This is a genomic window from Streptomyces sp. NPDC043812 (genome assembly GCF_056436245.1).
This window is the reverse complement of record NZ_JBWKCY010000009.1, coordinates 217,348-241,027: the sequence shown is the minus strand read 5'-3', so window position 1 is coordinate 241,027 and position 23,680 is coordinate 217,348. Positions and strand designations below refer to the sequence as shown.

Below are 23,680 nucleotides of genomic sequence, written 5' to 3'. Positions count from 1 at the left end.
TCCGCCTCGGCGGCGTGCCGACGGGATGCGCCGGGAGCCGGGGACGGGGAAGAGGGGACGCATGCGGGTACCGGGAGCGGGCACACGCTGGTCCGGAGGTTGATAGGAAATGGTTCCTGTTCTGCTGGTTCTGCTCCTCGCTCTCGTGCTCTTCGGCGCGGGTTTCGCGCTCAAGGCCCTGTGGTGGCTCGCGGTCATCGTGCTCGTGGTCTGGCTGCTCGGTTTCGTCGTCCGCCCCGCCGGCTCGGGCGGCCGTCGTGGCCGGTGGTACCGCTGGTAGGCGAATTCGCCGTACCACCAAGAGAGTTCACCGCGCTCGCGCCAATCCGCGACTGCGGTGAACCCGGCACACGACGTGTGGCCGCCGAGGACGGAAGTCCCCCGGCGGCCACATGTCGTTCCCCGCACCCTTTCCGCAGCGGAGGGCCTGTGACCGCTCCGACGCATGGGGGCCGGGCACCGCAGGAGGGCCGTGGCCGGTGGAAAGATATGGTTGTTGCGCAATGCATGCCCTCCGGCCTGGCCCGGCCCGCGGCCATCGGTACACGGACGGCGCCGGGTACGGTCCACGGGCACGGATACGCAGGGCAGCAGCGATCAGCAGGACGGACCTGACCGAGGACGTCTGATGCGGAGTGACACTGGACATGGACGCGAGCCCCGATCGTTCACAGCACCGGCCGCAGGAAGCGGCCCGGGCGGCACGCGAGCTCATCGAGCTCCTGGAGGTGCTGTGGGAGCGCGGTCGGGACATGGTGTCGTCCGCGCCCGTCTCGGCGTCCCAGCTGCGCGTGCTGTACAGCCTCGACCGCGAGGAGGGGATCAACCTCCGCACCCTCGGCGAGCTGCTCGGCTCCACCCCACCGTCCGTGAGCCGACTGTGCGATCGCCTGGAGGCGCTGGGGTTCGTCCAGCGATCCCCGAGTCAGGCCAGCCGACGGGAGCTGGAGCTGTATCTCACGGGTCAGGGCAAGGCCTATCTCCGTGATCTGCGGGCGCAGCGGGAGATGGCGTTGCTGACGGTGATCGAGACGATGAATCCGTCGACGCGCAAGGCGCTTCTCAAGGGGCTTGCGGGCTTCGAGGACGCGCTGGAGCAGTCGCAGCCCAACGCCTCCCGCCGAAGCCCTGGGGTCACGGACATCCGCTCCGCGTGACGCCGCCGTCGGGCCTCGCCAGGCGTCATCCTTCTCTCCGGAGCTACCGGAGCATGTCCTTGCGCAGCGTCGCAAGGACTCGGGTGAGCAGCCGCGACACCTGCATCTGGGTGATGCCGAGCCGCGCTCCGATCTCCGCCTGCTTCAGCTCGCCGCCGAAGCGGAGCTCCAGGATGAGGCGGTCCCGGTCGCCCAGTCGCTCCAGCAGCGGCTTGAGCGCCTGCACGTTCTCCACGAGGTCCAGCGCAGGGTCGAGGTCGCCGAAACGCTCCGCGACGGATCCGTCCCCGCCTTCGCCCTCTGCGGCGTTCGGGGTGTCGAAGGAGCTCGCGACGTAGCCGTTCATCGCGAGGAGACCTTCGGACACCTCGGCGACGGACAGTCCCGTCCGCTCGGCGAGTTCCGCCTCCGTGGGTGAACGGTGCAGGGTGCTGGACAGCTCGTTGGACGCATGAACCAACTCCAGCCGCAGCTCCTGCAGTCGGCGCGGGACGTGCACGGCCCAGCTCGTGTCGCGGAAGAACCGCTTGATCTCGCCGAGGATGTAGGGGACGGCGAACGTCGTGAACTCGACCTCGCGGCTCAGATCGAAGCGGTCGATGGCCTTGATGAGGCCGATCGTGCCCACCTGGACGACGTCCTCGTCGACGTCGGAGTGGCCGCGGTAACGGCGCGCGACGTACTTGACCAGGGAGAGGTTCATCTCGATCAGGGTGCGGCGCGCGTATTGGTGCTCGGCGGTGCCCTCCTCCAGCTCCTGGAGCCTGTCGAAGAACAGCTTCGACAGTGCCCGCGCATCGGAGGGAGCCAGTGCGGAGGCGTCCTCCACGCGAGGCAGGCCCACCTCACGGCTGCCGTCGAGGTCGGGCACGGTCTCGTCCCGGCCCCCGGTCTGCACGTCCAGCTGCGGCACGCTCTTCGCCACGGTCATCACGGCCTTCCCATCGGCGCTCCCCCCGTCCACCACCTTTCATACCCAGCAACAGTTGCCCTCATGCAATATTTGTCCCACCGAGAACCGTCATGGGCACGAGACCTCCCCAAGATGCGTAAATGCGGACACCCAGGGCGGGTACACCCCAGACGAGGCGCTCGCGACATGCGCGCAGCGCCGCCCCGCGCCCGATGAGACGTCCGATGGGGAGTGCCACGGTATGAATACGCGTCCCGCCTCCCGTCACCGGCAGAGCTCGGAAGCGGCACAAGCCGCGAGCAGTGTCATCGAGCTGCTGGAGGTCCTGTGGGAACGAGGCCGGGACAGCGCCTCCCCGTCGCCCGTGTCGGCTTCCCAGCTGCGCGTGATGTACAGCCTCGAACGCGAGGAGGGCATCAATCTGCGCAGGCTCGGCGACCTGCTGCGGGCCGCCCCGTCATCCGTCAGCCGGCTCTGCGACCGCCTGGGGGCACTGGGCTATGTGGAGCGCACCCCCAGTCCTCGCAGCCGGCGTGAGCTGACCATCCGGCTGACCACACGCGGCAAGGCCTACCTGGTCGAACTGCGGGTTCGGCGTGAGGAGATGCTCCTGACGACCATCGGGAACATGCCCGCACCGGCACGCACAGCACTGCTGGACGGCCTGAAGGCCTTCCGCGACGCTGCCGGAGGAGCGGGGGGCGCCATCGGCAGTGATCGTTCCGTGCGGGAATCCCCGCGGTCCGCCTGACGCGTGCAGGCCCCGACGCCCGGACGCCGGTCACGGCAGCCGGAGGTCAGCCCGCGGCAGCAGGGAGCCCCCCGCCCCGGCCCTTCCAGTCGAGGCAGACGACCAGGGCGTCGTCGTCCAGCGGGGTCTCCCCGTGGTACCGGGACAACTCCCGCAGGACGGCGCCCGGCACCTGCGTCGGCGGCAGCAGCCTCGTGCCCGTGAGCGAGCGGGCCAGTGCCCTTTCGCCATAGTGCTCCCCCGCCGGGGACGCCGCCTCGTACACTCCGTCGCTGCCGAACAGCAGCCGGTCACCGGGCAGCACGGTGAAGCGTTCGGGGACGTAGACCGTGTCCTCGAACATGCCCAACGGCAGCTGGGCATCGAACGGGATGGGCTCCACGGCGCCGGCGCGCAACCGCCACATGCGCGGCGAACCCGCGTCCACCGCCTCCACCTCACCGGTGCGCAGATCGAAGCGCAGGAGCAGCACGGAGACATGCGCCTCGCCGCGGTACTGCGCGTAGACGGCCTGATCCGCCAGAGCGGCCTGACCGGCCAGGTCGAGTCCGGCGCGACGGGCGTTGCGCAGGGCGTTGACGGCGAGATTGGTCAGCAGGGCGGCCTCGATGCCCTCGCCCATGCCGTTGGTGACCGTCAGTGTCAGGTGGTCCTCGGAGGCGGACCAGTCGTAGTTGTCGCCGAAGATCGCGTAGGCGGGCTCGAGGTGGGCGCCGAGAGCGAACTCCGCGCGGGCGCAGGAGTGTCCGGGGAGCAGCTGCCACTGCATCTCGGCCGCCAGCGTCAGTCGCGCGGCGCGTCGGGCGAGGACGTAAAGGTCCGTGTCCCGCTCGGCGACCAGGATCTCGTGACCGAGCGCCTCACAGATGTGCTGCATCTCCGGCAGCAGCGACTGCGTGAACCGGCCCTCGGCCACCTTCACGGTCAACACGCCCATGCGGTCGCCCCGGATGGTCACGGGCAGATGGATGTCGACCACGCCGCCGGCTCTCGTGACATGCGGCTGCTGGGAGCCGAAGGCACGTCCCTGCGGGCTGTCGTGGATCGGTACCGGCTCGGTCGTGTACGGCACCTGCTCGACCGCCTGGAGGGAGCGCATCCCGTAGTCGGCCAGGCGGAGTTCGACCCGCTCGGCGCCATAGCGTTCGATGAGCGCGTCGGTGACCACACTCAGCAGGGTGTGCGGCGCGGCACTGCGCAGGGCCCGTTCAACAGCAGCGAAGTTGTCCACGGCATCCAGTTTCTCTGTGCGCCGCGTACCGACCGTCCGCGACATTTGACATGCGACAACAGTAGTCGGGTCGCGAGCCGCGTGTGGACCGGACGTGCGGGACAGGCCGCACGAGGACTCAACGGTGGCCGGGAACGTCGCCCGATTCCGGCGGAGGGGAATCGCGCATGGAAAGAGGACGGCGGGGCAAGCGCATGACATGCTCCGCCCGGCGTCATTCCGGGTGGCCCACTGCCGAGCACGAGGTCACGGCAAGAAGGCCCGGATTCCGGATCCCTTCCGAGCCGGGAAAGGAAAGGCATGACCACCTATGTCATCACCCTTCCGGGGACCTTTCTGCGAGAATTCTCCGAGAGCGAGCTGACAGCAGTGGAAAATGCGCTCCGCCCGGCCGACCCTCATCGGACGGCACTCGGCCGCGCAGAGGATCTGGACATTCTCACGGTCAACGAGAACGGCACCTTCACCGTCAAGCTGGAGGTGGAGGCCGCCGACACCCGCGGCGCCGAGGACCGAGCCCGGGAGGCGGCGGTGTCCGCGCTGGAACAGGCCGGACTCACCCCCGGCGACGCGCCCCTGGGCGCCGCCGCCGTGACCGGCATCGACACCTGAGCACCGAGACCTCGGCCGTTCACCGCTTGGAACAGAAACCCGGCACGGCAGCGCGCATTTCCCTGCCGGAAAACCGAGCACATTCATTCACACGAAGGGCATTTTCATGAGCGAGAACATCTGGGGTTACACGCCGACCAGCGGCCACCTCGCCGGCGCCGACCTGACCGGATACAAGGTCGAGGCGACCGACGGCAGCATCGGAAAGGTGGACAAGCATTCCGATGACGTCGGCTCGCAGTACATTGTCGTCGACACGGGTGTCTGGATCTTCGGAAAGCATGTCCTGCTTCCCGCCGGGACCATTTCACGGGTCGAGATCGACGACAGGAAGATCCACGTCGACCGCACCAAGGACGAAATCAAGAACGCTCCCGAATTCCACCAGGACAAGCATCTCGGCAACGCCGACTACCACCACGAGGTCGGCGGCTACTACCAGCGCCCGCTCCTGTGACCCTGCGCCCCCGCTCATGGGTGTGGCCCCGCCTTTCCCGGCGGGGCCACACCCATGAGCGGCGGACCCCCGGCGCTCGGCCGTCGAAGGGGCCACCGCATCACCGGGTGGCGGCGAGCGCGTCCTCAAGGGTGGTGTGGACGGGCGTCGCCATGATCAGGCCCGTGATCTCCAGGAGCCGGTGCACAGCGGCAGTCGGCGCGACGAGGTGCACGTCACCGTTGCGTTCGCGCGCTTCCCGGGAGCCCTTGATCACCACGTTCAGCCCGGAGGAGTCCATGAAGGTCAGGGCCGACAGGTCCAGCACGAGATGACGGCGTCCGTGCAGGAACTGGTTGGCCATGTGGTGGTGCAGGAAGGTTGCGGTCTCGACGTCCAGTTCGCCACCGACGGTCAGCACCGCCGTGTCGGGGGCGACAACCTCGACCTCGACGTCGAGATTCTCCTCGTGAACGGTCACGGAAATCCTGCTTTCTCACCACGGGTCGGGTTGGAGGGGGCTTCACGGACAGAGGTGCCTGCCACGGCGACACTCGGCCGCGACGGGCCGGCGCCGGGCCACGACAGCTCCCCCAAAGATTGTCACCCGACAAATATTAGCCTGTGATCACCGGGTGGGTCGGCCGGACGGCCACAGCACAGCGCGGGCGCGGATACGCGCCCGCGCCGCCGTGACACTCTGTCAGTGGTCGGCCCGCTCAGCGGCCTTGGCGCGACGGGACGTCCGGCGCCTCAGCGCACGGCGCTCGGCCTCGTCCAGGCCGCCCCACACTCCGAAGTCCTGGTGTTCCTTCATGGCCCACTCAAGGCACTTCTCCCTCACGGGACAGCCGCCGCAGACTTCCTTCGCGTCCTTGACCTGGAGCAGGGCGGGCCCGGAGGTACCCACCGGGAAGAACAGCTCCGGATCCGCATCCTGGCAAGCCGCTTCGGTTCGCCAGTCAGTCATGTGACGCTCCTCCCCTAGCACTTGTCACTCGTGGTGTCGTTCCGTCGAGACGCCCGTCGGGCGTGCTCCCTTTTCGCCTGACCCCTGCGGTGGCAGCCAAACACTCACCGGGTGAATCCCTTGGGCCCGTCCGGGAGATCAGCACCACACCGTGATCGGCCGGGACGGGGCAGGATTCTCCACCGGTGATCGGACGGGACCGGGGCAGGATTCTTCACGCGACGCGGCCCAGCGTCGACAACGGGCGGGCAGAGAGGCGGGCCGGCGCCATGGGTACAGCAGTGCATGTTCCCCAGACCCGGGACATGGCCGGCGAGGAGCTCTCGGCCGACGAAGCGTGGGCGTCGCTGCGGCGCTACGGCGGACGGAAACTCCTGACCGACGCGTTCCTCCGGTTCCGGTACGCCGACGGCTTCAGCCATGCCCGCGCGCTCGCGTTCCAGGTCGCGCTCGCCGTGGTGCCCTGCACCATCGCGCTGGTCGGTGTCGCGACGACGCTCCACTCCGACGGACTCGGACGGGTCGTGGAGTTCACACTCACCCGCATCGCGCCGGGTGCGAGCTCCGGTCTGATCGAGGACGCGCTCGCCAAGGGGCGGCGAAGCGCGGGCGCGGACGCGACAGGAGCGGTGGCCATGTGGCTGGGACTCGGGTTCGCCGTCGTCAGCCTCGCGTCCGCGATGGCGCAGATCGAGCGCGGCGCCAACCGCATCTACGGAATCGAGCGCGACCGCCCGTTCGGCCGCAAGTACGGCAGGAGCCTGCTGCTCTCGGTCGCCGCCGGAATCCCGATGGCGGTCGGCTTCCTCGTACTGGTCGCCGGTGACACCGTGGCCGAAGCCGTGGTGGAGGCCTCCGGCAGCGGCGGAGGCCTGCCCGCCTGGTGGCACTGGGTCCAGATACCGCTCGGCGTCACGATGGCGTGGGTCGCGTCGGCCGTGATCCTGCGCTGGGCGCCGCGTCGGACGCAACCGGGGTACACATGGCTCGCGTTCGGTTCGGCGGTCCATCTCGTTCTGTGGATCGCCTCGACATGGCTGCTCGCGCTCTATGTGGAGCGCAGCGGATCGTTCGGCGCCGTCTACGGTCCCCTGACCGCCTTTGTCGCGCTCCTGCTGTGGGCGAACCTGACCGGCATCGCGCTGTTCCTCGGCCTCGCCTTCGCCGCTCAGCTCGAGGCCGCGCGGGCGGGAATCACCGATCCCGTCCACGCCGACCCGGGCCCCGGGACCTGAGACACACCCGTCTGCCACGCATGCCGGCACCAGGACCGGCAAGAAGATCTACGAGAGCCCGGCGCCGCATCCCTGCCGGCCGCTCTGAGACAGTCTGCGAACGGAGTACTCACCAGTGGCATCCCACGACGTGGTCGAACTCATCCTCAAGGACCACCGGACCATGGAGGACCTGCTGCGCCGTATGCGCAGCGTCGACGAGGACCGGGTGACCGCCCTGCGCGAGCTCTCCGGTCTGCTCATCGCGCACGCGGAGGCGGAGGAGGCCGAGGTGTATCCGGCGCTGAAGCGGTACAAGGACGTCGACAACGACGACGTCGAGCACGGCGCCGACGAGCACGCCGACGGCAATGTGGCGCTGCTGCGTCTGCTGGAGGCCGACGGGACCGCTGACAAGGAGTGGGACGAGAGGCTGGAGAAGCTGTCCGAGGCCCTCACCCATCACCTGGACGAAGAGGAACGCAGCCTGCTGAACGACACCAGGGTGAAGGTGGCCGAGGAACGCCGCGCCGAGCTCGGCACCGCGTTTGCCCGCAAACGGGCCGACCTGCTGATGGCCGACTGCGGCAGCATCGAGAACGTACGGCGCGTCGTGGGCCGCTGACGGGTGTCCGGCAGCCGGGGCCACGGACGGGCCGGCGCCCACCTGGCCCTGTATCGGAGCCCTGGCCTGCGCAAAGGTGTAGAGGAAGCGCGACAGAGCAGAAGAGACCCGACAGTCCGGTCCGGGTGCCGGCTCCGGACGGAGCCGGCACCCGGACCGGACAAGCGCCCCTCGTCTCCCGGAGAAGCCCTCGTGTCGAACAGGACAGTCGCCAAGGGATTCACCGCTGCGTCCGCGAGATCCCGACGACGCGGACCCGACCTCGTACGCTGGCGCACGGCCTTGCGCCGCACCCCCGTGTCGATCTGGAACGACGACGTGGCGGACTGGGCGGCGGCGCTCACGTACTACGCCATTCTCGCGCTGCTGCCGGCACTTCTCGTGACCGTTGCCGTGGTGCGTACGGCCTTCCCCGACGCGACGGATGCGCTGGTCGCCGACGTGGTGGCGTTCGCCCCCGCCGAGTCCGGAGCCATGCTGCAGAGCGCGCTGCAGGACACAGCCGGGCAGCGGACCGCGATCTGGGTGCTGGCGGGGACCGGCACGGTCAGCGCCGTGTGGGCCGCGAGCAGCTACCTCGCCGTCTTCCGGCGTGCCCTGCACACGATGCACGGCGTGCGCGACGCACGGCCCGTGCTGCGCAAGGCACACATCATCGTGGTCACCGCGGTGGGGCTGCTCGGGTTGTTGATGGCCAGCGCGCTCGCCCTCGTGCTGACGGGGCCGCTGGCCCGATCGGTCGGTTCCGGGCTGGGACTCGGAGAAGCGGGGACGACCGCCTGGTCGATCCTGAAGTGGCCGTTCCTGCTCACGCTCGTGGCCTGCCTGATCCTGGTGCTGTTCCGCAGCGGGCCCAAGGACATGGCCCGTACGCGCGCATCACTTCCGGGCGGTGCGCTGGCGGCCGTGCTGTGGCTGGCTGCGTCCGCCGGATTCGCCCTCTACGCCTCGTACTTCGGCACCTACAGCCGCCTCTACGGATCGCTGGCCGGCGCTGTCGTGTTCCTGATCTGGGTGTGGTTCACCAATCTCGCCCTGTTGGCCGGCGCCCAGTTCAACGTCGAGCTGGCCCGCCTGCCGGTGGCGCGGGAACCGGCGCCGCCGCATCCGCGTGGCGGCGGTGACGCCTGAGAACGGCGGCAGAGCGCGTCCCCAGGGGCCCGCAACCGGACGTCACCGACGACGGCCGCGGTGGGTCGCCCATCCGGAGCCGACACCGGCCAGGTGCAGTGCCGCGAGGGCGAGGCCCACGAGCATCAGGCTGGTCGGCGAGAAGACAATGTTGGTCGAGACCTCGGCGGCATGGAGTATGAACGCGATTCCGAAGATCGCGGCTGCGGCAAGGGCGAGCACGGTGTTACCTCCACGGGTGGGCGGCCCGTCTGTTCGGGCCGGGGTGATGGTCTCCGTCTGCCCCCGGCCAGCCTGTACATGCCCCTGGGCGCGCCGCCCGGTCGGCGCAGCCGAGGTCACCGGGGCGCGCCGCGATTCCGCCGTGAAGGCGCGTCTCATCCGCTGTGCGCAGCACGCCACTCTGATGCGAGTACCGACCAGATCTCGGTGTCCTGCAGTACGCCGCGGTACAGGTAGTCCTCGCGCCGGACTCCGTCGCAGCTCATACCGAGCCGCTTGGCCACGTTGATACTCGGTGTGTTCGCGGAGGACACCAGCCACTCCACACGGTGCATTCCGCGTTCTCTCACCGCCCAGTCGATGATGACGCGGGCCGCGCGGGTGGCCAGACCGCGTCCGGCGGCGGCCGATTCCAGCCAGCAGCCGGCCTCGCAGTTGCCCACGGCCGCGTCGAAGACGGGGAACAGGACGCCGCCGACGAGGAGTCCGTCGAGCCAGATCCCGTAGAGCCGGCCGGTGTCGGCGGCTGTCTTGTCGGCGTACGACTGGAGCCAGCGCCGCGCGGAGTCGAGGTCGGCCGTGATGTCGGGCAGCCCGACGTGCTGACCGATGTGTTCGCGACCGCGGTCCATGTGAGCGAGGAACTCCTCGGCCTGCCAGGGCTCCAGCGGGCGCAGCTCGGCTCCGTCGCCCAGCGGTATCGCGAACATTCTCATCCTCCACAGTGACCGTGCGCGGTTCCTGGATCTTCGCACGGCCGCCAGCGCGTTCCGATGATCGGCCCCGGATGCCGCCGTCCCCGCCTGACGGGCAGGACAACACTCCTCACTGTGGGAGGGAGCGTGCGACGCGGAAGCCCACGTCGTCGATCCGGAACGTCGGGTGGCTGCGGCGCCGCACCGAGGCCCGGCAGCTCCAGGGCTCGTCGAACCACCCGCCGCCGCGCAGCACCCGATAGGTGCCGTAGACCTCGGCGTCGTAGATGTCCCAGCACCACTCCCACACGTTGCCCAACATGTCGTGCAGTCCCCATGCGTTGGGCTGCCTGCCGCCCACGTCATGCATCCGCTCCTGCGAGTTGCCGCGGTGCCAGGCGATCTCGTCGAGCCGCCCGTAGCGCGCTCCTGCCGTACCGGCACGGCAGGCGTGCTCCCACTCGGCCTCGCTCGGCAGCCGGTAGCCGTCGGCGGAGACGTTCCACTCGGCGCCCTCGGCAGCGGTCTGGAGGCGATACGCGGGAGTCAGTCCCTCTTGTTGGGACAGGGCGTTGCAGAACCGGACGGCGTCCCACCACGAAACGCCTTCGACGGGCAGCCGGTCGCCTTGCGCGGTGCTCGGCCGAAGGCCGGTGACCTGGGCGTACCGCGCCTGGGTGATCGGAAACGCGGCGAGCCGGTAGGCCGCCAGGTCGACTGCCCAGCTGCGCCGGGTTCGCCTGTCGGACAGCGTGACGCGTCCCGGCGGGACGGACATCATCTCGACTGCTGTGCTCACATCCATGGGCAGGCGATTCTACCGACCGTACGTCGACATCCCGTTCCCCTCGTCACCGATCCGGACAGGGGACGGATCCGCTGTGCGCCGCGCCCACGGCGAGAGGCCGGCCCGGGACGGCGGGCCGGGACGTTCATCAGGCCGCGAGGCCCAGGTCCTGACGGACCACGATCGCGTTGAGCCGGATCGCGTACGGGGCGACGTCGGAGACGTCCAGCGCGCCGGCCGTCGCCTTGTCCAGTCCGACGCTCACGTCGATGCAGAAGGCGATCGCGTACATGTGCTCACTGTCCTCCTCGTCCTGCAGGGCGAAGAACAGGTCCCTGTAGTAGCTGGTGCGGTCCGCGCTCTCCTCGTAGTACGAGAGCCCGGGCTCACCCTCCTGCGCTGTCAACCCGGTGAACGCGTGCACCAGTTCCTGCTCGACGGTGTCCCAGAACGAGGCTGCTGCGCACGTGCCCGGCAGGGCCTGGCGCACGGCCTCCTTCAGCGAGAGCACCATGACCATGACGGGTGCCGTCTCCTGGAGACCCCAGCCGCGGACCATGTTTACGACAGTGCTGTCGGGGAGGGCGGCGGCGGCCTCCCGTATGTGGGCGAAGTCGAAGTTGACGGTCGCCGGAGCGATCGCCTCCTGGAACAACCGGTCGACGGCCCTGGCCTGGTCGAGATGGTCCGGGTCCACCTGGATGACGGTTCTGAAGGCGGCTGCCATTGCTCCTCCTTGCGTCGCTGTGATCAAGAGAGGTCAGTATGGCGAACCGCCTCGGTCCGGGCGACGGCGTCCCGCGGTACGGACGGAGCCGGGGTCGGCGGTTCACGCACCGGCCGAGTTCGCACGGAGGTTCGGCCAGGCGACCCGACCCGGGGCGACCATGCAGTGCCGATACCCAGGAAATTACTCCTGTCGGGGTCCAGGGCGATGGGCCCGCCTCGAACCGAGAGGAAGAAGCGCATGAAGAAGCGTCTCGTGCTCGCCGCATCCGCTCTGGTGGCGAACTTCGGCCTGTGTGCGGCGGCCGCTCAGGTGGTGGCACAGCCGGCGGCACCACCGGTGGTCGAGAGCATCCGATGCGGCGACGTCGCCGGACTCGTCGCCGCCATCGGTAGGGCCAATACCGCCGGCGGAACCATCACGCTGGCCATGGGTTGTGCGTACCGCTTCGACGACGACTTCAACAACTCGGCCACCGCCCTGCCGGCCATCACCGGGAACGTCACCATCGTGGGTGGGGACTCCACCCTGATCCGCTCCTCGCACCACGCGAAGTCGGTGTTCCGCCTCCTCGACGTCAAGAAGGGGGGAAGCCTCGCCCTGAACGGGGTCGCGGTCGTCGGTGGTCTCGTCTACGCGAACGGCGGGGGGATCAGGAGCGCAGGCACCTTGAGGCTGGAGAACAGCACGGTCGCCGGCAACCATGCAACCGGGGACGGCGGTGGCATCTCCAACGAGGGCGGCGACGCCACCCTCGTCGCAAGCCGGGTTCTGACGAACGTGGTCCACGAGCCCGGCCGGCTCGCCTCGGACGGCGGGGGTCTCAACAACACCGCGACCGGCCGGCTGACGGTCACGAATTCCACCGTCGTCGGCAACGCCGCCGCGGAGGACGGCGGCGGGATCCTCAACGAGGGCCGGCTGACGTTCGAGGGCAGTCGTATCACGAACAACGAGGCCCGTGAGGACGACGGAGGCGGCATCAACAACCGCGGGTTCGTCACGATGAAGGACAGCACCGTCGACGAGAACTGGGCGGGTATCGAAGGCGGCGGCCTCAGCAACGGCGAGAACGGGACGCTGGACATCCAGGACACCTCGTTCACCTCGAACAGGGCGGGGCGGGACGCGGGTGCCGTCAACAACGAAGGCACGGCGACGCTGAAGAACAGCAAGGTTCTGAAGAACCAGGCGGGCCGTGACGGCGGCGGCATCAACAACGAGCAGGAAGCGGGAACGGACGCCGCCTCGCTGACGCTCGACAACACGACGGTCTCGAACAACCGTGCCGTACTCAAAGGCGGCGGCATCAACAACTGGTCCGGCGCGGTCGTGAAACTCAAGGACAGCGGCATCACCATGAACGTTCCCGGGCACTGCGCCGGCAGCGTACCGGAATGTGGCTAGTGGTCTGAGTCGGAGATGCGCCGCCTACTGCCGGCGAATCTCCGACTCAGGTCTGGTGCCGGGAGGGCACTAGCCCTTGACGGCACCTGCCGTGAGCCCCTGGACGATGTGCCGGCTGGCGAAGGCGAAGAGCACCATGGTGGGCAGGATCGTGAGGACTGCCGCCGCGGACATGGATCCCCAGTCGATGTTGAAGCTGCTGATGAAGCCGTTCAGAGCGGTGGGGACGGTTTTGTTGCCGTCGCTGTTCATCAGCGTGACGGAGAGGAAGAGTTCGTTCCAGCAGTTGACGAAGTTGAAGATGAAGGCGGCGATGATGCCCGGCTTCATCACCGGCAGCAGCACCCGGAACAGGGCTCCGAACCGGGAGCACCCGTCGATCATTGCGGCTTCTTCCAGGCTGTCCGGGATGTTCTCGAAGAAGCCGCGCAGCATGACTGTGCAGAACGGGATGCACACCGCGATGTAGACGAGGACGAGGCCGAAGCGGTTGTCGACGAGCTGCAGATCGGTCATCAGCAGGTACAGCGGCCCCAACGCGATGAAGGCGGGAATCATCTGGGTGACCAGGGCGGCCATGAGCAGAGCGGTCCTGCTGCGGAATGCGAACCGGGCCAGTACATAGGCCGACAGCATCGAGATGACGGTGGCCACCGTGCCGGCGACCGTGGCGACGATGAGGCTGTTGGTGAGGTAGACGCCGAACTGCGCCTTGTCGAACAGCCCTGCGTAGTTCTCGAGCGAGAACTCCTCGGGCCAGTACTCGAGGGGGAAGGCGAAGATGGCGCCGGGGGGCTTGAGGGAGGTGATGGTGATCCAGTACAGCGGGAAGACGGTGAAGATCAGCCACAGCGTCAGGAAGCCGATCCTGACGGTCTTTCCGGCCGAGGATTCGCGGGTGTTCACGACTTCGCTCCCTTCTCGCGGGTGGCCGTGAGGTAGAAGACCGAGAAGAGCAGGAGCCCCGCGACCACCATGAGGCCGAGGGCGGACGCCTTGCCGTAGTCGCCCTGCTGGGTGATGTTGATCATCCACGTGGTCACGATGTGCGTCTCGTTGTTCGGCCCGCCGCCCGTCGTCCCGAAGATGATGTCCGGGAAGTTGAAGATCCAGATGACGCGCAGCAGGACGGTCAGGGCCAGCGTGGCCCGGATGTACGGGATCGTGATCCGGAACAGCGTGCGGACCTTGCCGGCGCCGTCCAGCGCGGCGGCTTCGTAGATCTCGTCCGGGATGGACTGCAGCGCGGCGAGGATCATGATGGCGAAGAAGGTCACGCCGTACCAGATGTTCGCGACGATGATCGCCACCATGGCCGTCTGCGGATCGGCCAGCCACGCCACCGGCTCGTCGATCAGATGCGCCTTCATCAGCAGGTCGTTGACGACTCCGAACTCGCTGTTGAACATCCAGCGGAACAGGATGCCGATCAGGAAGCCCGAGATGGCCCAGGGAAAGAAGATCAGTGCCTGGTAGAGGCCACGGAAGCGGAAGCGGCGTCGCAGCCACAGGGCCAGCGCGAAGCCGATCACGAGCTGGGGCACGATCGAGGCGACCACCCACAGGGCGGTGTTGCTCAGCACCGTGCCCCACAGCGGGTCACCGAAGATCGCCTCGAAGTTCCCCAGTCCCACGAAGGACTTGTCCGTGAGGTCGGTCAGGTTCCAGTGGCGGAAGGCCATCTGGCTGCCGGCCACCATGGGGTAGTACGTGAACACCGCCACGAAGATCACGGCCGGTGCCAGGAACGCGGCGATCGTCAGACCTCTGCGGGTGGTGAACTCACGCTTGCGCCGTCCCCCGCCTGTCACCTTGGCGGGACGGGCGCCCTCCTTGCGGGAGGGGCGCCGCGTCTGTTCGTGTGCCGAAGTAGCCGTGCCCGCCTGCATGTCAGTTCTTCTCGTTCTTCCACTTGGCGGTCCAGTACGCGTCCCAGTCAGCGAGCAGCTGCCGCTGCGTCATCTTGCCGAGGAGCACCTTCTGGACGTCCGCGTCGGCCTTCTGCGACCACTCGGTGAACCAGGGCACGTCGCGGGGCTGGGTGACGGTGACATACGTGTCGGGGTTCTTGTTCATCGTCACGTAGCTGGCCCACGGCCCGGTCTTGTAGAACGAGTCCTCGCTCGCCTGCTTCAGGATCGGGATGAGGCTGTTCTTCTTCGCGAACGTGGCCGACGCCTCTCCCTCGGAGAGGAATTCGACCAGCTTCACGGCCTGCGGCTTGTACTTGCTCCCCTTGGCCACGCCCCAGCCCGCGGTTGCCAGCGGCTGGACGGCCTTCCCGCCGGGGCCGGCGAGCAGCGGGGCGGTGGTCCACTGGTTCTCCTTGACCGCCTTGGACTCCCGCAGGGTGGCGATCACTTCGGGGTCCTGGAGCAGGAACGCGGTGGACCCGTTGGAGAAGCCCTCCACCATCTCCGGGTAGCCCCAGGCTATGGAGGACGGCGGGGAGCCCTTCTTGAAGATTTCGATGTACGTCTTCAGTGCCTGAGCGGCCTCCGGCGCGGAGAAGATCGTGCTGCCGTCGGTGAGTTTGTAGCCGTTGGCCGGGTCGATCCTGTCGGCGACGTACGCCTCGATCACCGCCGTGACGTTGCTGTTGGCGTTGGGGCCGCCGCGGAACGCGTAACCGTAGCGGCGCTTGCTCTTGTCCTGGATCGCGCCCGCCTGCTCGAGCAGCTCCTCCCAGGTACCCGGCGGCTTGTCGTAGCCCGCCTCCGAGACGAGGTCCGTGCGGTAGAAGAGACTCAGCCCGTAGAAGCCGTAGGGCACGAAGTACGTCCTGCCCTCGGCGTCCTTGGCGGCCTTGGCAGCGTTGTCGGTGAGGCCCTGCCAGCCGGACCAGCCCTTCAGGTCCTTGCTCATGTCGTGGAGCCAGCCGTTGTTCGACCACGGACCGACGGTGATGTCCCGGACCTCGAGCGTGTCGACGCCGCTGCCGGACTGCAGCATCTGCTGGATCTTCTGGTCCGCCTGGCCGGTCGGCGGCGACACCAGGTTGACCTTGATCTTCGGGTTCTGCTTCTCGAAGTCCGCGATGAGCTGCTTCAGCACCTCGGTGCGGGCGGGGTTGGTCAGGCTCTCGACCATCTGCAGAGTGACGGTCCCGTCACTGGAACCGCCCATGGCGGAGCAACCGGTCGCGGTCATGGTGAGGGCGAGGCCGAGAGCGGCGACTGCGTTCCTGCGTTTCATCGCTGTCCTCCGTGGGACTGGTTGCGGGACCAAGCGCCGAGCACGGGGACACAGCGCTCGGCGAAGTACTCGAATTCGGCTGCCGTGTTGTACACGTGCGTCGACAGCCGCAGATAGCCCACGCCGCCGAAGCTGGTGAACGCGGTCGCGATGCCCAGCTCTCGCGCCGCACGGTCGCGCAGGGCGTCGGCCTCGGCGTGGGTGGCGGCCAGCGGGGCGGGGACGCGTACCAGCCGCAGGGCGTTGACCGGCATGCCCACATCGACGCGGCAGTCCTCACCGGTCAGTTCGGACAACGCCGTGCCGACGATCCGTTCCGCGTAGTCGGCCAGCTCGCGCATATAGGTGCGGGCCGTGTCCCACCCCCAGGTGTCCTGGATGAAGCCGAGGGCGGTGGGCGTGGCGAGATAGTTCGTGGCGTCGACGGTGCCCTGGGTGTCGAACCGTTCGGGGAACGGGTCGGGGGCGCCCCAGGAGTCGATCAGGGGGAAGAGGCCCTCGCGCAGGCCGGTGCGCGCCACGAGCGCCGCGGTGCCGCGCGGGGCGCAGCCGAACTTGTGCAGATTGCCGACCCAGAAGTCGCAGTCGAGACCGGCGAGGGGGTCGTCGGCGAGTCCGGGCACGTGCGCCCCGTCGACGAGGATGGGGATGCCGCGTCTGCGGGCCTCGGCGGCGATCCTCGCGACCGGCATCCATCGTGCGGTGGCCGAGGTGATGTGGTCGAGGACGATGAGGCCGGTCGCCTCGCCGATTTCCGCCACCACGGCCTCGAATGCGCTGTCGGCATCGGCGGCGAGCGGCACGTGAGCGGTGCGGACGGTGCCGCCCCAGCGGCGGGCGAGACGTTCGGCGCCCATGGTCACCGCGCCGTAGCCGTGATCGGTGACGAGAACCTCGCCGCCGGGTCGTGCGGGCACGTTGGCGTAGGCCACGCTCGCGCCGCCGCTGGCGTTCGGTACGAGGGCGAGTTCGTCGGTGCCCGCCCGCAGGAAGCGGGCGATCGCCCCGCGTGCCTCCGCGACCCTCCGCGGCAACGCGGGGAACCACTCGACGGGCGAGGCCTCCATCTCCCGGCGCAGCCGGTTCTGCTCGTCCTGTGCCACGAGCGGGACCGCCCCGAACGATCCGTGGTTCAGGTGTTTCACCGCGGGGTCGAGCGACCAGGCAGCGGCGGCGGGACGTCCGTCGGCCAGCGCCAGCGGACGCGGTGCGGTGGTGAGATCTGTCGTGCTCACGGGACTCCCAGCAGGCTGGTCATCGGACACTGACCAGAAGAGGTGTGATGACTGGGCGAAATACTGCCCATGAGAGGGGTCGTGTAGCAAGAGTTCAGCCATAGTTATCTGATGACTTCGGATTCCAACCAAGTAACGTATGACGACCGGCCTAGACTGACCGAGTGCTCGGCGCCGCCGCACGGGCCGGTACGGGAGGAAGAGATGTCCGCAGTCGACAAGGCGTTCCACGGCTTGCGCCGCATGATCTCCAGTGGCCGCCTCGGCGTCGGCCAGCGGTTTCCGCCCGAGGGCGAGCTGTGCGAGGAGCTCGGGGTCTCGCGGGGCTCCCTGCGCGAGGCGGTGCGCATGCTCGCTGCTCTGGGCGCCGTCGAGGCGCGGCACGGCTCGGGCACGTTCGTCTCGCAGCTGCGGCCGGAGGATCTTCTCGGCAGGCTGTCCCTGACGGTCGAGCTACTGCCGCTCGACGGTCTGCTGGAGCTCTACGAGATCCGGCGCGTCCTGGAATCGCACGTGATGGCACAGGCAGCCGCCCGTATCACGCCCGAGTCGCTGAAGACCCTCTACAGCTACATCGAGACGATCGAGGCCAGCGACGACCCCGTCGAATTCACCGAGTTCGACCACCGGTTCCACGCCGAGATCGCACGGATCGGGGGAAGCCCGTCGATGCAGGCCCTCCTCGCCGTCTTCCGTGCCCGCTCGCGCTACTACCCGATGTTCGCGCTGCAGGGGGGTCCGGAGTTCAAGCGCGCGGGCGACGAGGACCACCGGGCGATCGTCACCGCACTGGCCAACCGTGACCCGGCCGCGGCCGCGAGCGCGGCAGCCGCGCACATCGCCCGCAGCGAACGCTGGCTCGACGCCCGCCGCCCACCAGTGACCGAGGAGGTCCTGCCCGACGAGCCGAAGCCCACGGGTTGACGGCGGCCCACCGACCTCGCGCTGTTGCGGCGCCGCCCGCGAAATGACCTCCTGCTGTTGCGGCGCCGCCTGCGGAATTCAGTTCCTGACCGTCGCGCCCGGCTTCCGCAGTTCCTCCGCGAGCAGGGCGACGGCCGCGGGATTGCGCGGGCTCTCCACCAGTTCCACGTAGTCGAGGATGATGATCCGGTCGTGCTTGACCGCCGAGACGTTGGCCAGCGGCGGATAGGACTTCAGGAACTTCTCCTTCTCCTCGGCAGTGGTGTCCCCGTAGTTGTTGATCACGATGACTTCGGGGTCGCGCTCGACAACGGTCTCCCAACCGACCGTCGTCCAGCTGTCCTTGAGGTCCTTCATCACATGGTCACCACCCGCTTTGGTGATGATGTCGTGCGGTCCGGCATACGCGCCCGAGGTGAGCGGCTTGTCGCGGCCGTCGTCGTACAGGAAGACGCGGGGCCTGTCCGCGCCCTTGGGGGCCTTCGCCTGTGCTTCGGACACCTGCTTCTCGAACTTCGTGACGAGGTCTTCGGCGCGGTCCTCGACGTCGAAGAGCTTCCCGAGGTTGCGCAGATCGGTGTAGAGCGCTTCGAGTGGCGGCACCACGCCGCGCGCCGTGCCGCGCCCGTTGCGGCAGGACTCGGTCAGCACGTACGAACCGATGCCGGCCTTGTCCAGCCAGGCCGGTGTGAAGCCCTCCCCCTCGTTGAAGCCGTAGTTCCAGCCTGCGAACACCAGGTCCGCCCGGGCGTCGAGGACCAGCTCCTTGCTGATGGTCTTCTTCGACAGCCACGTCGTCCGGTCATAGGCGTCCTTCCAGGGAACCGCGTCGAGATCGCCCTTGTCGTCGGGCATCACATAGCCCGCCATACGGTCCTCGAGGCCGAGCGCGAACATGATCTCGGTGATTCCGACGTCATTGGTGACGACGCGCTCCGGGGCCGCGGCGTAGGTCTTCTTACCGCCGCAGTTCTCGATGGTCACCGGATAGTGCCCGGTGGCCCCGGCGCGGCCGTCGTCTTCGCCGCGGGCCGTGACCTCGGCACCGCAGCCGGTCAGTGTCAGGGCCGCAGCGAGCGCGAGAACAGCGGGACGTACGAATGCGGGCATGGTGGCTCCGTGGGGTGTCAGGCGGGCGGAGTGGACGGCAGACGGTCGAAGAGGAAGTGCAGGGCACCTGTGTCGGGGTGCGGCACACGGTGCGCCCGTACCCCGAACACCTCGGCAAGCAGTTCGGGCGTGAGCACGTCGTGCGGAGGTCCCGAGGCCACGATGCGGCCGTGCTGGACGACGTGGAGCACGTCGCAGTGGACAGCGGCGAGGTTGAGGTCGTGCAGCGCGGTGAGCACGGTGAGCCGGCTGCCCCGCACCAGCGACAGCACCTCCAACTGCTGGGCGATGTCCAGGTGGTTGGTGGGCTCGTCGAGAACGAGCACCTGCGGTTGCTGGGCGAGCGCGCGGGCGATCAGGACCCGCTGTTTCTCCCCGCCGGAGAGGCTGAGGAAGCCCCGGTCGAAGAGATGGTCCGCACCGACCTGTGCGAGGGCCGTCTCGCACGCCCCCCGGTCGTCGACGGTGGTCCGGGCCACGGCTCGCTGGTGCGGCAGCCGCCCCATCTCCACCACCTCGGCGACCGTGAAGTCGAACTCGGCGACCGATTCCTGCGGAAGCGCTGCCAGGAGCCGGGCGCCTTCGCGCGCGCTCATCGCGTGCAGGTCCTCGCCGCCGAGCCGGACTGTTCCGGCCGAGGGCCGAAGTGCCCGGTAGACGCAGCGCAACAGGCTGGACTTCCCGCTGCCGTTGGGCCCGACGAGGCCGACGACCTGTCCGGAACCGACCCGCAGAGTGACGTCCTCCACCAGCCGGGCACCTGACGCCTCGACCGTCACGTCATCGATGTCGATCCGCATCACGCGCCTCCGAGAGCATGGCCGCGGCCGCGCATCAGCAGGACGAAGCACGGCACGCCGATGACGGCGGTCAGCACACCGACGGGCAGTTCCGTCGGCGCCAGTACGACGCGGGACAGGATGTCCACCCAGATCAGCAGGACGGCGCCGACGAGTGGTGCGACGGCGAGCACTCGGCGATGGTCGGCGCCGACCATCATGCGTACGGCGTGCGGAACCATCAGTCCGACGAATCCGATCGCACCGCTGACGGCGACCAGAGCCCCCGTGACGGCCGCGGACACCAGGAACAGCTCCGTGCGCAGCCGCCCCGCGTCCACGCCCAGCGCGATTGCCGTCTCGTCCCCCATGGCGAGCGCGTTCAGCCGGCGCGCCGACAGCCCGAGATGGACGAGGCCGACGAGCACGGCCCCCGCGGCGATGGGCAGGGAGGCCCAGTTGGCGCCGCCGAGGCTGCCGAGCAGCCACATCATCGCCGAGCGCGCCGCCTCACCGCGCTCGGCGGCGAACACCATGAACGTGGTGACGGCCGAAAAGCCGTAGGACATCGCACTGCCCGTGAGGACGAGCCGCATGGGGGTCAGCCCGCGGGCGGTGCGGGCGATGGCGTACACCAGCAGCATGGCGAGGAGGGCCGAGAGGAACGCCGCGGTGGAGAGCGCCCAGATGCCGAGCGCACCCAGCGCCCCGAACAGGAGTACGGCGTTGGCTCCGACGGCAGCGCCCGAGGAGATGCCGAGGACGAAGGGGTCGGCGAGCGCGTTGCGGACCATGGCCTGCACGGCGACACCGATCGCGGAGAGCCCGGCCCCGACCACCGCGGCCAACACGGCACGGGGGAAGCGCAGTTCCCAGACGATGGTGTACGCCGGGACCTCGTCGGGGGCTATCGCGCCACCTGTGAGCCCCGCCCACAGATAACGAAGCACCTGCTCCCAGCCGAGTCCCGAAGCCCCCATCCCTGCCCCGCAGACGACGGAGAGCACCAACGCGGCGCACAGAGCGGTGAGCAGCGGCAGCAGCGGAACGCGCCGCGGCGGGGCGGGCCCGGCGCCCCTTCGCGCGGTGTGCGGCACGGCGGGGGTGCTGCGGACGACCGGTGTGGCCACGGGCGGTTCGCCTTCGCCTCGGGGCCGTGCACACACCGAGGAGCGGCCTGCGACGCGGCCGCGGGCGCAGCACCTCTCGCAGTCCACGGCGAGTTGACAGGAGCATTCACCGCCGCAGGTGATCGGGCTCACGGGGTGCCAGACCTGCGAACAGGTTCGTCACTCCGCCTACCGTTGCGGGTCAGCGCCGGACTTCGACCGGACTTCCCCCGCGGGGCCCCCGCAGCTTAGCGCGTTCCCGGCGGTACGCCGCGGGAGGACTGTGTGCGTCGACTGCCGTGGTCCCTGCTCGGGTGCGTGGTCACCGACCGGCCGAGCCGGACGGCCCGTCCGAGGTCAGCTCTGCTGCAGCGCGGCGAGGCCCTTCTTCAGGTCGTCCGCGTTCATCACCGGCTGGATCTCGATCCTCGCGCCGAGATCCTCGAAGAGCGGCTCCGCGATGCTCGGCATGGTGGAGCTGTCCTGCATGTCGAAGACGAAGGTGCAGGACCGTCCCCCTTCGCTGGGGCCGAAGTAGGCCGCCTCGGGCTTGAGTCGTTCGATCATCGCCTGCATGAGCTTGGGCAGTGAGCCGTTCTTGATGGCCTTGTTCGAGGCCTGAGTGTCCAGATGTGCTCTCAGCATGACCCGCATGGCACTCGCTCCTTCCGGCCACCGCGACCGGCGCGGTCCGCCCGCGCTCGCTGGGACCCGGTGACGTCGCGCTCAGCCTCACCGCGGGCCCTCGGGGCGGCAACATCTCGGCGGCCATCCGTGCCGCCTCAGGGCATGACGTCGCCGGCCATGGAGGGGGCCCCGGTGGGACGCACGCCGGGGGCGGGTGCGTCGGGGCGGTCCGCCGATCCGGCGCGGGCGAGCTCCCTGCGGGCGCGCATGAACGGCCGGGGCCGGTTCACGGCGAGAACCGCTGTCGTACGGCCGTCACGCCGGTACAGGCAGAGGAAGCTGCCCTCTTCCGGGGAGCCCTCGGCCAGGCCGACGGTGTCTTGGTCCTGCCGCCTTCCCGCGAACTGGATGCGTGCCCCGTACTGGTCCGACCAGAAGTAGGGCACGGCGCGCATGTGGCCCACGGTGCGGCCCGCCAGGAGGTTGCGAACGGCGACAGCGGGCTGCTCGGTGGCGCTGGTCCAGTGTTCGGCGCGCACCGCACCCACCCGGGCGACGTCCCCCACGGCCACGACCTGTGGGAGGGCGGTGGCACAGCCGTCGTCGCAGACCACGCCGTTGTTCACGAGCAAGGCGGAGTCCGCCAGCCAGTGCGTGTTGGGTACGGCTCCGATGCCGACGAGGACCACGTCGGCGGGGAGGACGCGGCCGTCGGTCAGTTCGACCGCGGTGACGGTGGCCCCGCCGTGCAGACGGGCAACCCCCGCCCCGGTGATCAACTCCGTGCCGCCGCGCACGTGCAGGGCCGCGCAGTGGGCGGCCATGTCGGGGCCGAGCTGCGGCACGAGGGGAAGCGGAGCGGCTTCCACCACGGTGACCTCGTGTCCGAGCGACGCGCAGGAGGAGGCGGTCTCGGCGCCGATGAACCCGCCGCCGATCACGACGACGCGCCGTGCCCCACCGCTCAGTCCGTCGCGCAGGGCGTGCGCGTCGTCGAGGGTGCGCAGGGTGTGGACGCCGCCGAGCCCCTCGGCGCCGGGCAGCGGTCTGGCGGAGGCACCCGTGGCGATCACGACACCGTCGGTGGCGACGGTGCGCCCGTCCTCCAGCAGGAGGGTGCGGCCACGCGCGTCGAGTCCAGCGGCGCGTGTGGCGAGCAGCCACTGCGCATCGAGTTCCGTCTCCTCCTCGGCATCGATGAGAGCGAGGTGCGTCTCGTCCGCCTTCCCGGTGAGGAAGTCCTTCGACAGGGGCGGGCGGTCGTACGGGCGGTGGCGTTCCTCGCCCACGATCACCAGACGCCCGTCGAACCCCTGGGCGCGCAGCTCTCTGGCGGCGTAGAGCCCGGCGAGCGAGGCACCGACGACGGTGACGGTTCTCATGCGGCGGTGCCCTCCTCTGCCGCCGGGCTGACGTGGACGAAGCCGTCGACGACGAACACCTGGTGGGTGCGGACGGGGCGGCGGGCGGGCAGACAGGTCGCCTGCCCGGTACGGAGATCGAATGAGGCGGCGTGGAGCGGGCATTCGACCAGACAGCCTTCGAGCCATCCCTCGGAGAGGGACGCGTCCTGATGGCTGCAGGTGTCGTCGATGGCATACAGCTCACCGTCGGCGTTGAACACGGCGATGGGCGGTGTGGTGCCGACACGGACGGATTCGCCCGCAGGGAGGTCTTCTAGGCGGCAAACGGGAATCATGGGCCCCCCTCGGTCCAGGACTCTTCGGTAACATGAGATTTCGCATGGCGCATGAGGGAGCGCTATACGCAACAGAATCCGCGCCGGTGGCCCGCCGCGTCAAGGGCTTCCCGAAGATGCGCCC

Annotated in this window: 28 protein-coding genes; 10 read left to right on the top strand and 18 right to left on the bottom strand. The window is 69.1% G+C overall.

Annotated features, from left to right (window positions below; all coding sequences use genetic code 11):
- Nucleotides 1–109 precede the first annotated feature (109 nt).
- Both AC067Z_RS16270 and AC067Z_RS16265 read left to right on the top strand, forming a co-directional pair.
- A complete protein-coding gene (locus AC067Z_RS16270) occupies nt 110–280 on the top strand; it encodes a hydrophobic protein (RefSeq protein WP_478790157.1) in 171 nt (56 codons plus the stop codon).
- A gap of 367 nt (nt 281–647) precedes the next feature.
- Complete coding sequence (locus AC067Z_RS16265; RefSeq protein WP_478790156.1) at nt 648–1,157, top strand: MarR family winged helix-turn-helix transcriptional regulator; 510 nt, start codon at nt 648–650, stop codon at nt 1,155–1,157.
- Between the two features lie 43 nt (nt 1,158–1,200).
- Here AC067Z_RS16265 and AC067Z_RS16260 read toward each other — a convergent pair whose 3' ends face one another.
- On the bottom strand, nt 1,201–2,088 hold the full coding sequence (locus AC067Z_RS16260) for a SigB/SigF/SigG family RNA polymerase sigma factor (protein WP_478790155.1): 888 nt from the start codon (nt 2,086–2,088) through the stop codon (nt 1,201–1,203).
- A gap of 223 nt (nt 2,089–2,311) precedes the next feature.
- Between AC067Z_RS16260 and AC067Z_RS16255 the strand changes: the two genes are divergently transcribed.
- The gene (locus AC067Z_RS16255) at nt 2,312–2,821 is read left to right on the top strand and encodes a MarR family winged helix-turn-helix transcriptional regulator (protein WP_478790154.1); all 510 of its coding nucleotides are present in this window, start codon (nt 2,312–2,314) and stop codon (nt 2,819–2,821) included.
- 46 nt (nt 2,822–2,867) lie between these two features.
- On the opposite strand, the gene AC067Z_RS16250 is transcribed toward AC067Z_RS16255, so the two are convergent.
- Nucleotides 2,868–4,052 (bottom strand): PP2C family protein-serine/threonine phosphatase, encoded by a 1,185-nt coding sequence (locus AC067Z_RS16250; RefSeq protein ID WP_478790153.1) that lies wholly within the window; start codon nt 4,050–4,052, stop codon nt 2,868–2,870.
- Nucleotides 4,053–4,352: 300 nt separating this feature from the next.
- Between AC067Z_RS16250 and AC067Z_RS16245 the strand changes: the two genes are divergently transcribed.
- Nucleotides 4,353–4,664 carry a hypothetical protein gene (locus AC067Z_RS16245; protein WP_478790152.1) on the top strand — a complete coding sequence of 104 codons (312 nt, stop codon included), beginning with the start codon at nt 4,353–4,355 and terminating at the stop codon, nt 4,662–4,664.
- 106 nt (nt 4,665–4,770) lie between these two features.
- Nucleotides 4,771–5,121 (top strand): PRC-barrel domain-containing protein, encoded by a 351-nt coding sequence (locus AC067Z_RS16240; protein WP_478790151.1) that lies wholly within the window; start codon nt 4,771–4,773, stop codon nt 5,119–5,121.
- Between the two features lie 100 nt (nt 5,122–5,221).
- On the opposite strand, the gene AC067Z_RS16235 is transcribed toward AC067Z_RS16240, so the two are convergent.
- Together AC067Z_RS16235 and AC067Z_RS16230 are read right to left on the bottom strand one after the other, a co-directional pair.
- Nucleotides 5,222–5,581 (bottom strand): STAS domain-containing protein, encoded by a 360-nt coding sequence (locus tag AC067Z_RS16235; RefSeq protein ID WP_478790150.1) that lies wholly within the window; start codon nt 5,579–5,581, stop codon nt 5,222–5,224.
- A gap of 222 nt (nt 5,582–5,803) precedes the next feature.
- A complete protein-coding gene (locus tag AC067Z_RS16230) occupies nt 5,804–6,070 on the bottom strand; it encodes a WhiB family transcriptional regulator (RefSeq protein ID WP_478790149.1) in 267 nt (88 codons plus the stop codon).
- A gap of 269 nt (nt 6,071–6,339) precedes the next feature.
- Between AC067Z_RS16230 and AC067Z_RS16225 the strand changes: the two genes are divergently transcribed.
- From AC067Z_RS16225 to AC067Z_RS16215, 3 genes are all read left to right on the top strand, one after another.
- A complete protein-coding gene (locus tag AC067Z_RS16225) occupies nt 6,340–7,305 on the top strand; it encodes a YihY/virulence factor BrkB family protein (protein ID WP_478790148.1) in 966 nt (321 codons plus the stop codon).
- 115 nt (nt 7,306–7,420) lie between these two features.
- Entirely contained in the window at nt 7,421–7,909 is a 489-nt protein-coding gene (locus tag AC067Z_RS16220) for a hemerythrin domain-containing protein (protein ID WP_478790147.1), read from the top strand.
- A gap of 192 nt (nt 7,910–8,101) precedes the next feature.
- On the top strand, nt 8,102–9,040 hold the full coding sequence (locus AC067Z_RS16215) for a YihY/virulence factor BrkB family protein (protein ID WP_478790146.1): 939 nt from the start codon (nt 8,102–8,104) through the stop codon (nt 9,038–9,040).
- 42 nt (nt 9,041–9,082) lie between these two features.
- On the opposite strand, the gene AC067Z_RS16210 is transcribed toward AC067Z_RS16215, so the two are convergent.
- The 4 genes from AC067Z_RS16210 to AC067Z_RS16195 form a co-directional block, all read right to left on the bottom strand.
- Nucleotides 9,083–9,262 (bottom strand): hypothetical protein, encoded by a 180-nt coding sequence (locus tag AC067Z_RS16210; protein ID WP_478790145.1) that lies wholly within the window; start codon nt 9,260–9,262, stop codon nt 9,083–9,085.
- A gap of 155 nt (nt 9,263–9,417) precedes the next feature.
- Nucleotides 9,418–9,972 carry a GNAT family N-acetyltransferase gene (locus AC067Z_RS16205; protein WP_478790144.1) on the bottom strand — a complete coding sequence of 185 codons (555 nt, stop codon included), beginning with the start codon at nt 9,970–9,972 and terminating at the stop codon, nt 9,418–9,420.
- Nucleotides 9,973–10,087: 115 nt separating this feature from the next.
- Nucleotides 10,088–10,762: a formylglycine-generating enzyme family protein gene (locus AC067Z_RS16200; protein WP_478790143.1), complete on the bottom strand. Its 675-nt coding sequence runs from the start codon at nt 10,760–10,762 to the stop codon at nt 10,088–10,090.
- Between the two features lie 130 nt (nt 10,763–10,892).
- Complete coding sequence (locus tag AC067Z_RS16195; RefSeq protein ID WP_478790142.1) at nt 10,893–11,471, bottom strand: Type-2Aa cytolytic delta-endotoxin; 579 nt, start codon at nt 11,469–11,471, stop codon at nt 10,893–10,895.
- A gap of 240 nt (nt 11,472–11,711) precedes the next feature.
- On the opposite strand from AC067Z_RS16195, the gene AC067Z_RS16190 reads away from it, so the two are divergent.
- Nucleotides 11,712–12,878, top strand: coding sequence for a hypothetical protein (locus AC067Z_RS16190; RefSeq protein ID WP_478790141.1), 1,167 nt, complete (start codon nt 11,712–11,714; stop codon nt 12,876–12,878).
- Nucleotides 12,879–12,947: 69 nt separating this feature from the next.
- Here AC067Z_RS16190 and AC067Z_RS16185 read toward each other — a convergent pair whose 3' ends face one another.
- The 4 genes from AC067Z_RS16185 to AC067Z_RS16170 are packed head-to-tail and all read right to left on the bottom strand — an operon-like array spanning nt 12,948 to nt 17,308.
- On the bottom strand, nt 12,948–13,784 hold the full coding sequence (locus AC067Z_RS16185; protein ID WP_478790140.1) for a carbohydrate ABC transporter permease: 837 nt from the start codon (nt 13,782–13,784) through the stop codon (nt 12,948–12,950).
- The gene (locus AC067Z_RS16180) at nt 13,781–14,767 is read right to left on the bottom strand and encodes a carbohydrate ABC transporter permease (protein WP_478790139.1); all 987 of its coding nucleotides are present in this window, start codon (nt 14,765–14,767) and stop codon (nt 13,781–13,783) included. The genes AC067Z_RS16185 and AC067Z_RS16180 overlap by 4 nt, the downstream gene beginning before the upstream one ends.
- A gap of 1 nt (nt 14,768) precedes the next feature.
- Complete coding sequence (locus tag AC067Z_RS16175; protein WP_478790138.1) at nt 14,769–16,073, bottom strand: ABC transporter substrate-binding protein; 1,305 nt, start codon at nt 16,071–16,073, stop codon at nt 14,769–14,771.
- Nucleotides 16,070–17,308 carry an aminotransferase class V-fold PLP-dependent enzyme gene (locus AC067Z_RS16170; protein ID WP_478790137.1) on the bottom strand — a complete coding sequence of 413 codons (1,239 nt, stop codon included), beginning with the start codon at nt 17,306–17,308 and terminating at the stop codon, nt 16,070–16,072. Before AC067Z_RS16170 ends, AC067Z_RS16175 begins: the two co-directional genes overlap by 4 nt.
- A 204-nt stretch (nt 17,309–17,512) precedes the next feature.
- Here AC067Z_RS16170 and AC067Z_RS16165 point away from each other — a divergent pair, with 204 nt between their 5' ends.
- Nucleotides 17,513–18,232, top strand: a complete 720-nt coding sequence (locus AC067Z_RS16165) for a FadR/GntR family transcriptional regulator (protein WP_478790136.1) — start codon at nt 17,513–17,515, stop codon at nt 18,230–18,232.
- Nucleotides 18,233–18,310: 78 nt separating this feature from the next.
- Here the strand turns inward: AC067Z_RS16165 and AC067Z_RS16160 are convergent, their stop codons facing one another.
- The 6 genes from AC067Z_RS16160 to AC067Z_RS16135 all read right to left on the bottom strand — a co-directional run bounded on the left by AC067Z_RS16160 (nt 18,311) and on the right by AC067Z_RS16135 (nt 23,556).
- Nucleotides 18,311–19,342, bottom strand: a complete 1,032-nt coding sequence (locus AC067Z_RS16160; protein WP_478790135.1) for an ABC transporter substrate-binding protein — start codon at nt 19,340–19,342, stop codon at nt 18,311–18,313.
- A 17-nt stretch (nt 19,343–19,359) separates the two neighbouring features.
- Nucleotides 19,360–20,142 carry an ABC transporter ATP-binding protein gene (locus tag AC067Z_RS16155; protein WP_478790134.1) on the bottom strand — a complete coding sequence of 261 codons (783 nt, stop codon included), beginning with the start codon at nt 20,140–20,142 and terminating at the stop codon, nt 19,360–19,362.
- Nucleotides 20,142–21,218, bottom strand: a complete 1,077-nt coding sequence (locus AC067Z_RS16150; protein ID WP_478790193.1) for a FecCD family ABC transporter permease — start codon at nt 21,216–21,218, stop codon at nt 20,142–20,144. Before AC067Z_RS16150 ends, AC067Z_RS16155 begins: the two co-directional genes overlap by 1 nt.
- Nucleotides 21,219–21,587: 369 nt before the next feature.
- Nucleotides 21,588–21,884 carry a DUF3303 family protein gene (locus AC067Z_RS16145; RefSeq protein WP_478790133.1) on the bottom strand — a complete coding sequence of 99 codons (297 nt, stop codon included), beginning with the start codon at nt 21,882–21,884 and terminating at the stop codon, nt 21,588–21,590.
- 128 nt (nt 21,885–22,012) lie between these two features.
- Nucleotides 22,013–23,239 (bottom strand): NAD(P)/FAD-dependent oxidoreductase, encoded by a 1,227-nt coding sequence (locus tag AC067Z_RS16140; RefSeq protein WP_478790132.1) that lies wholly within the window; start codon nt 23,237–23,239, stop codon nt 22,013–22,015.
- Entirely contained in the window at nt 23,236–23,556 is a 321-nt protein-coding gene (locus AC067Z_RS16135; RefSeq protein WP_478790131.1) for a bifunctional 3-phenylpropionate/cinnamic acid dioxygenase ferredoxin subunit, read from the bottom strand. The genes AC067Z_RS16140 and AC067Z_RS16135 overlap by 4 nt, the downstream gene beginning before the upstream one ends.
- Between the last annotated feature and the right edge of the window lie 124 nt (nt 23,557–23,680).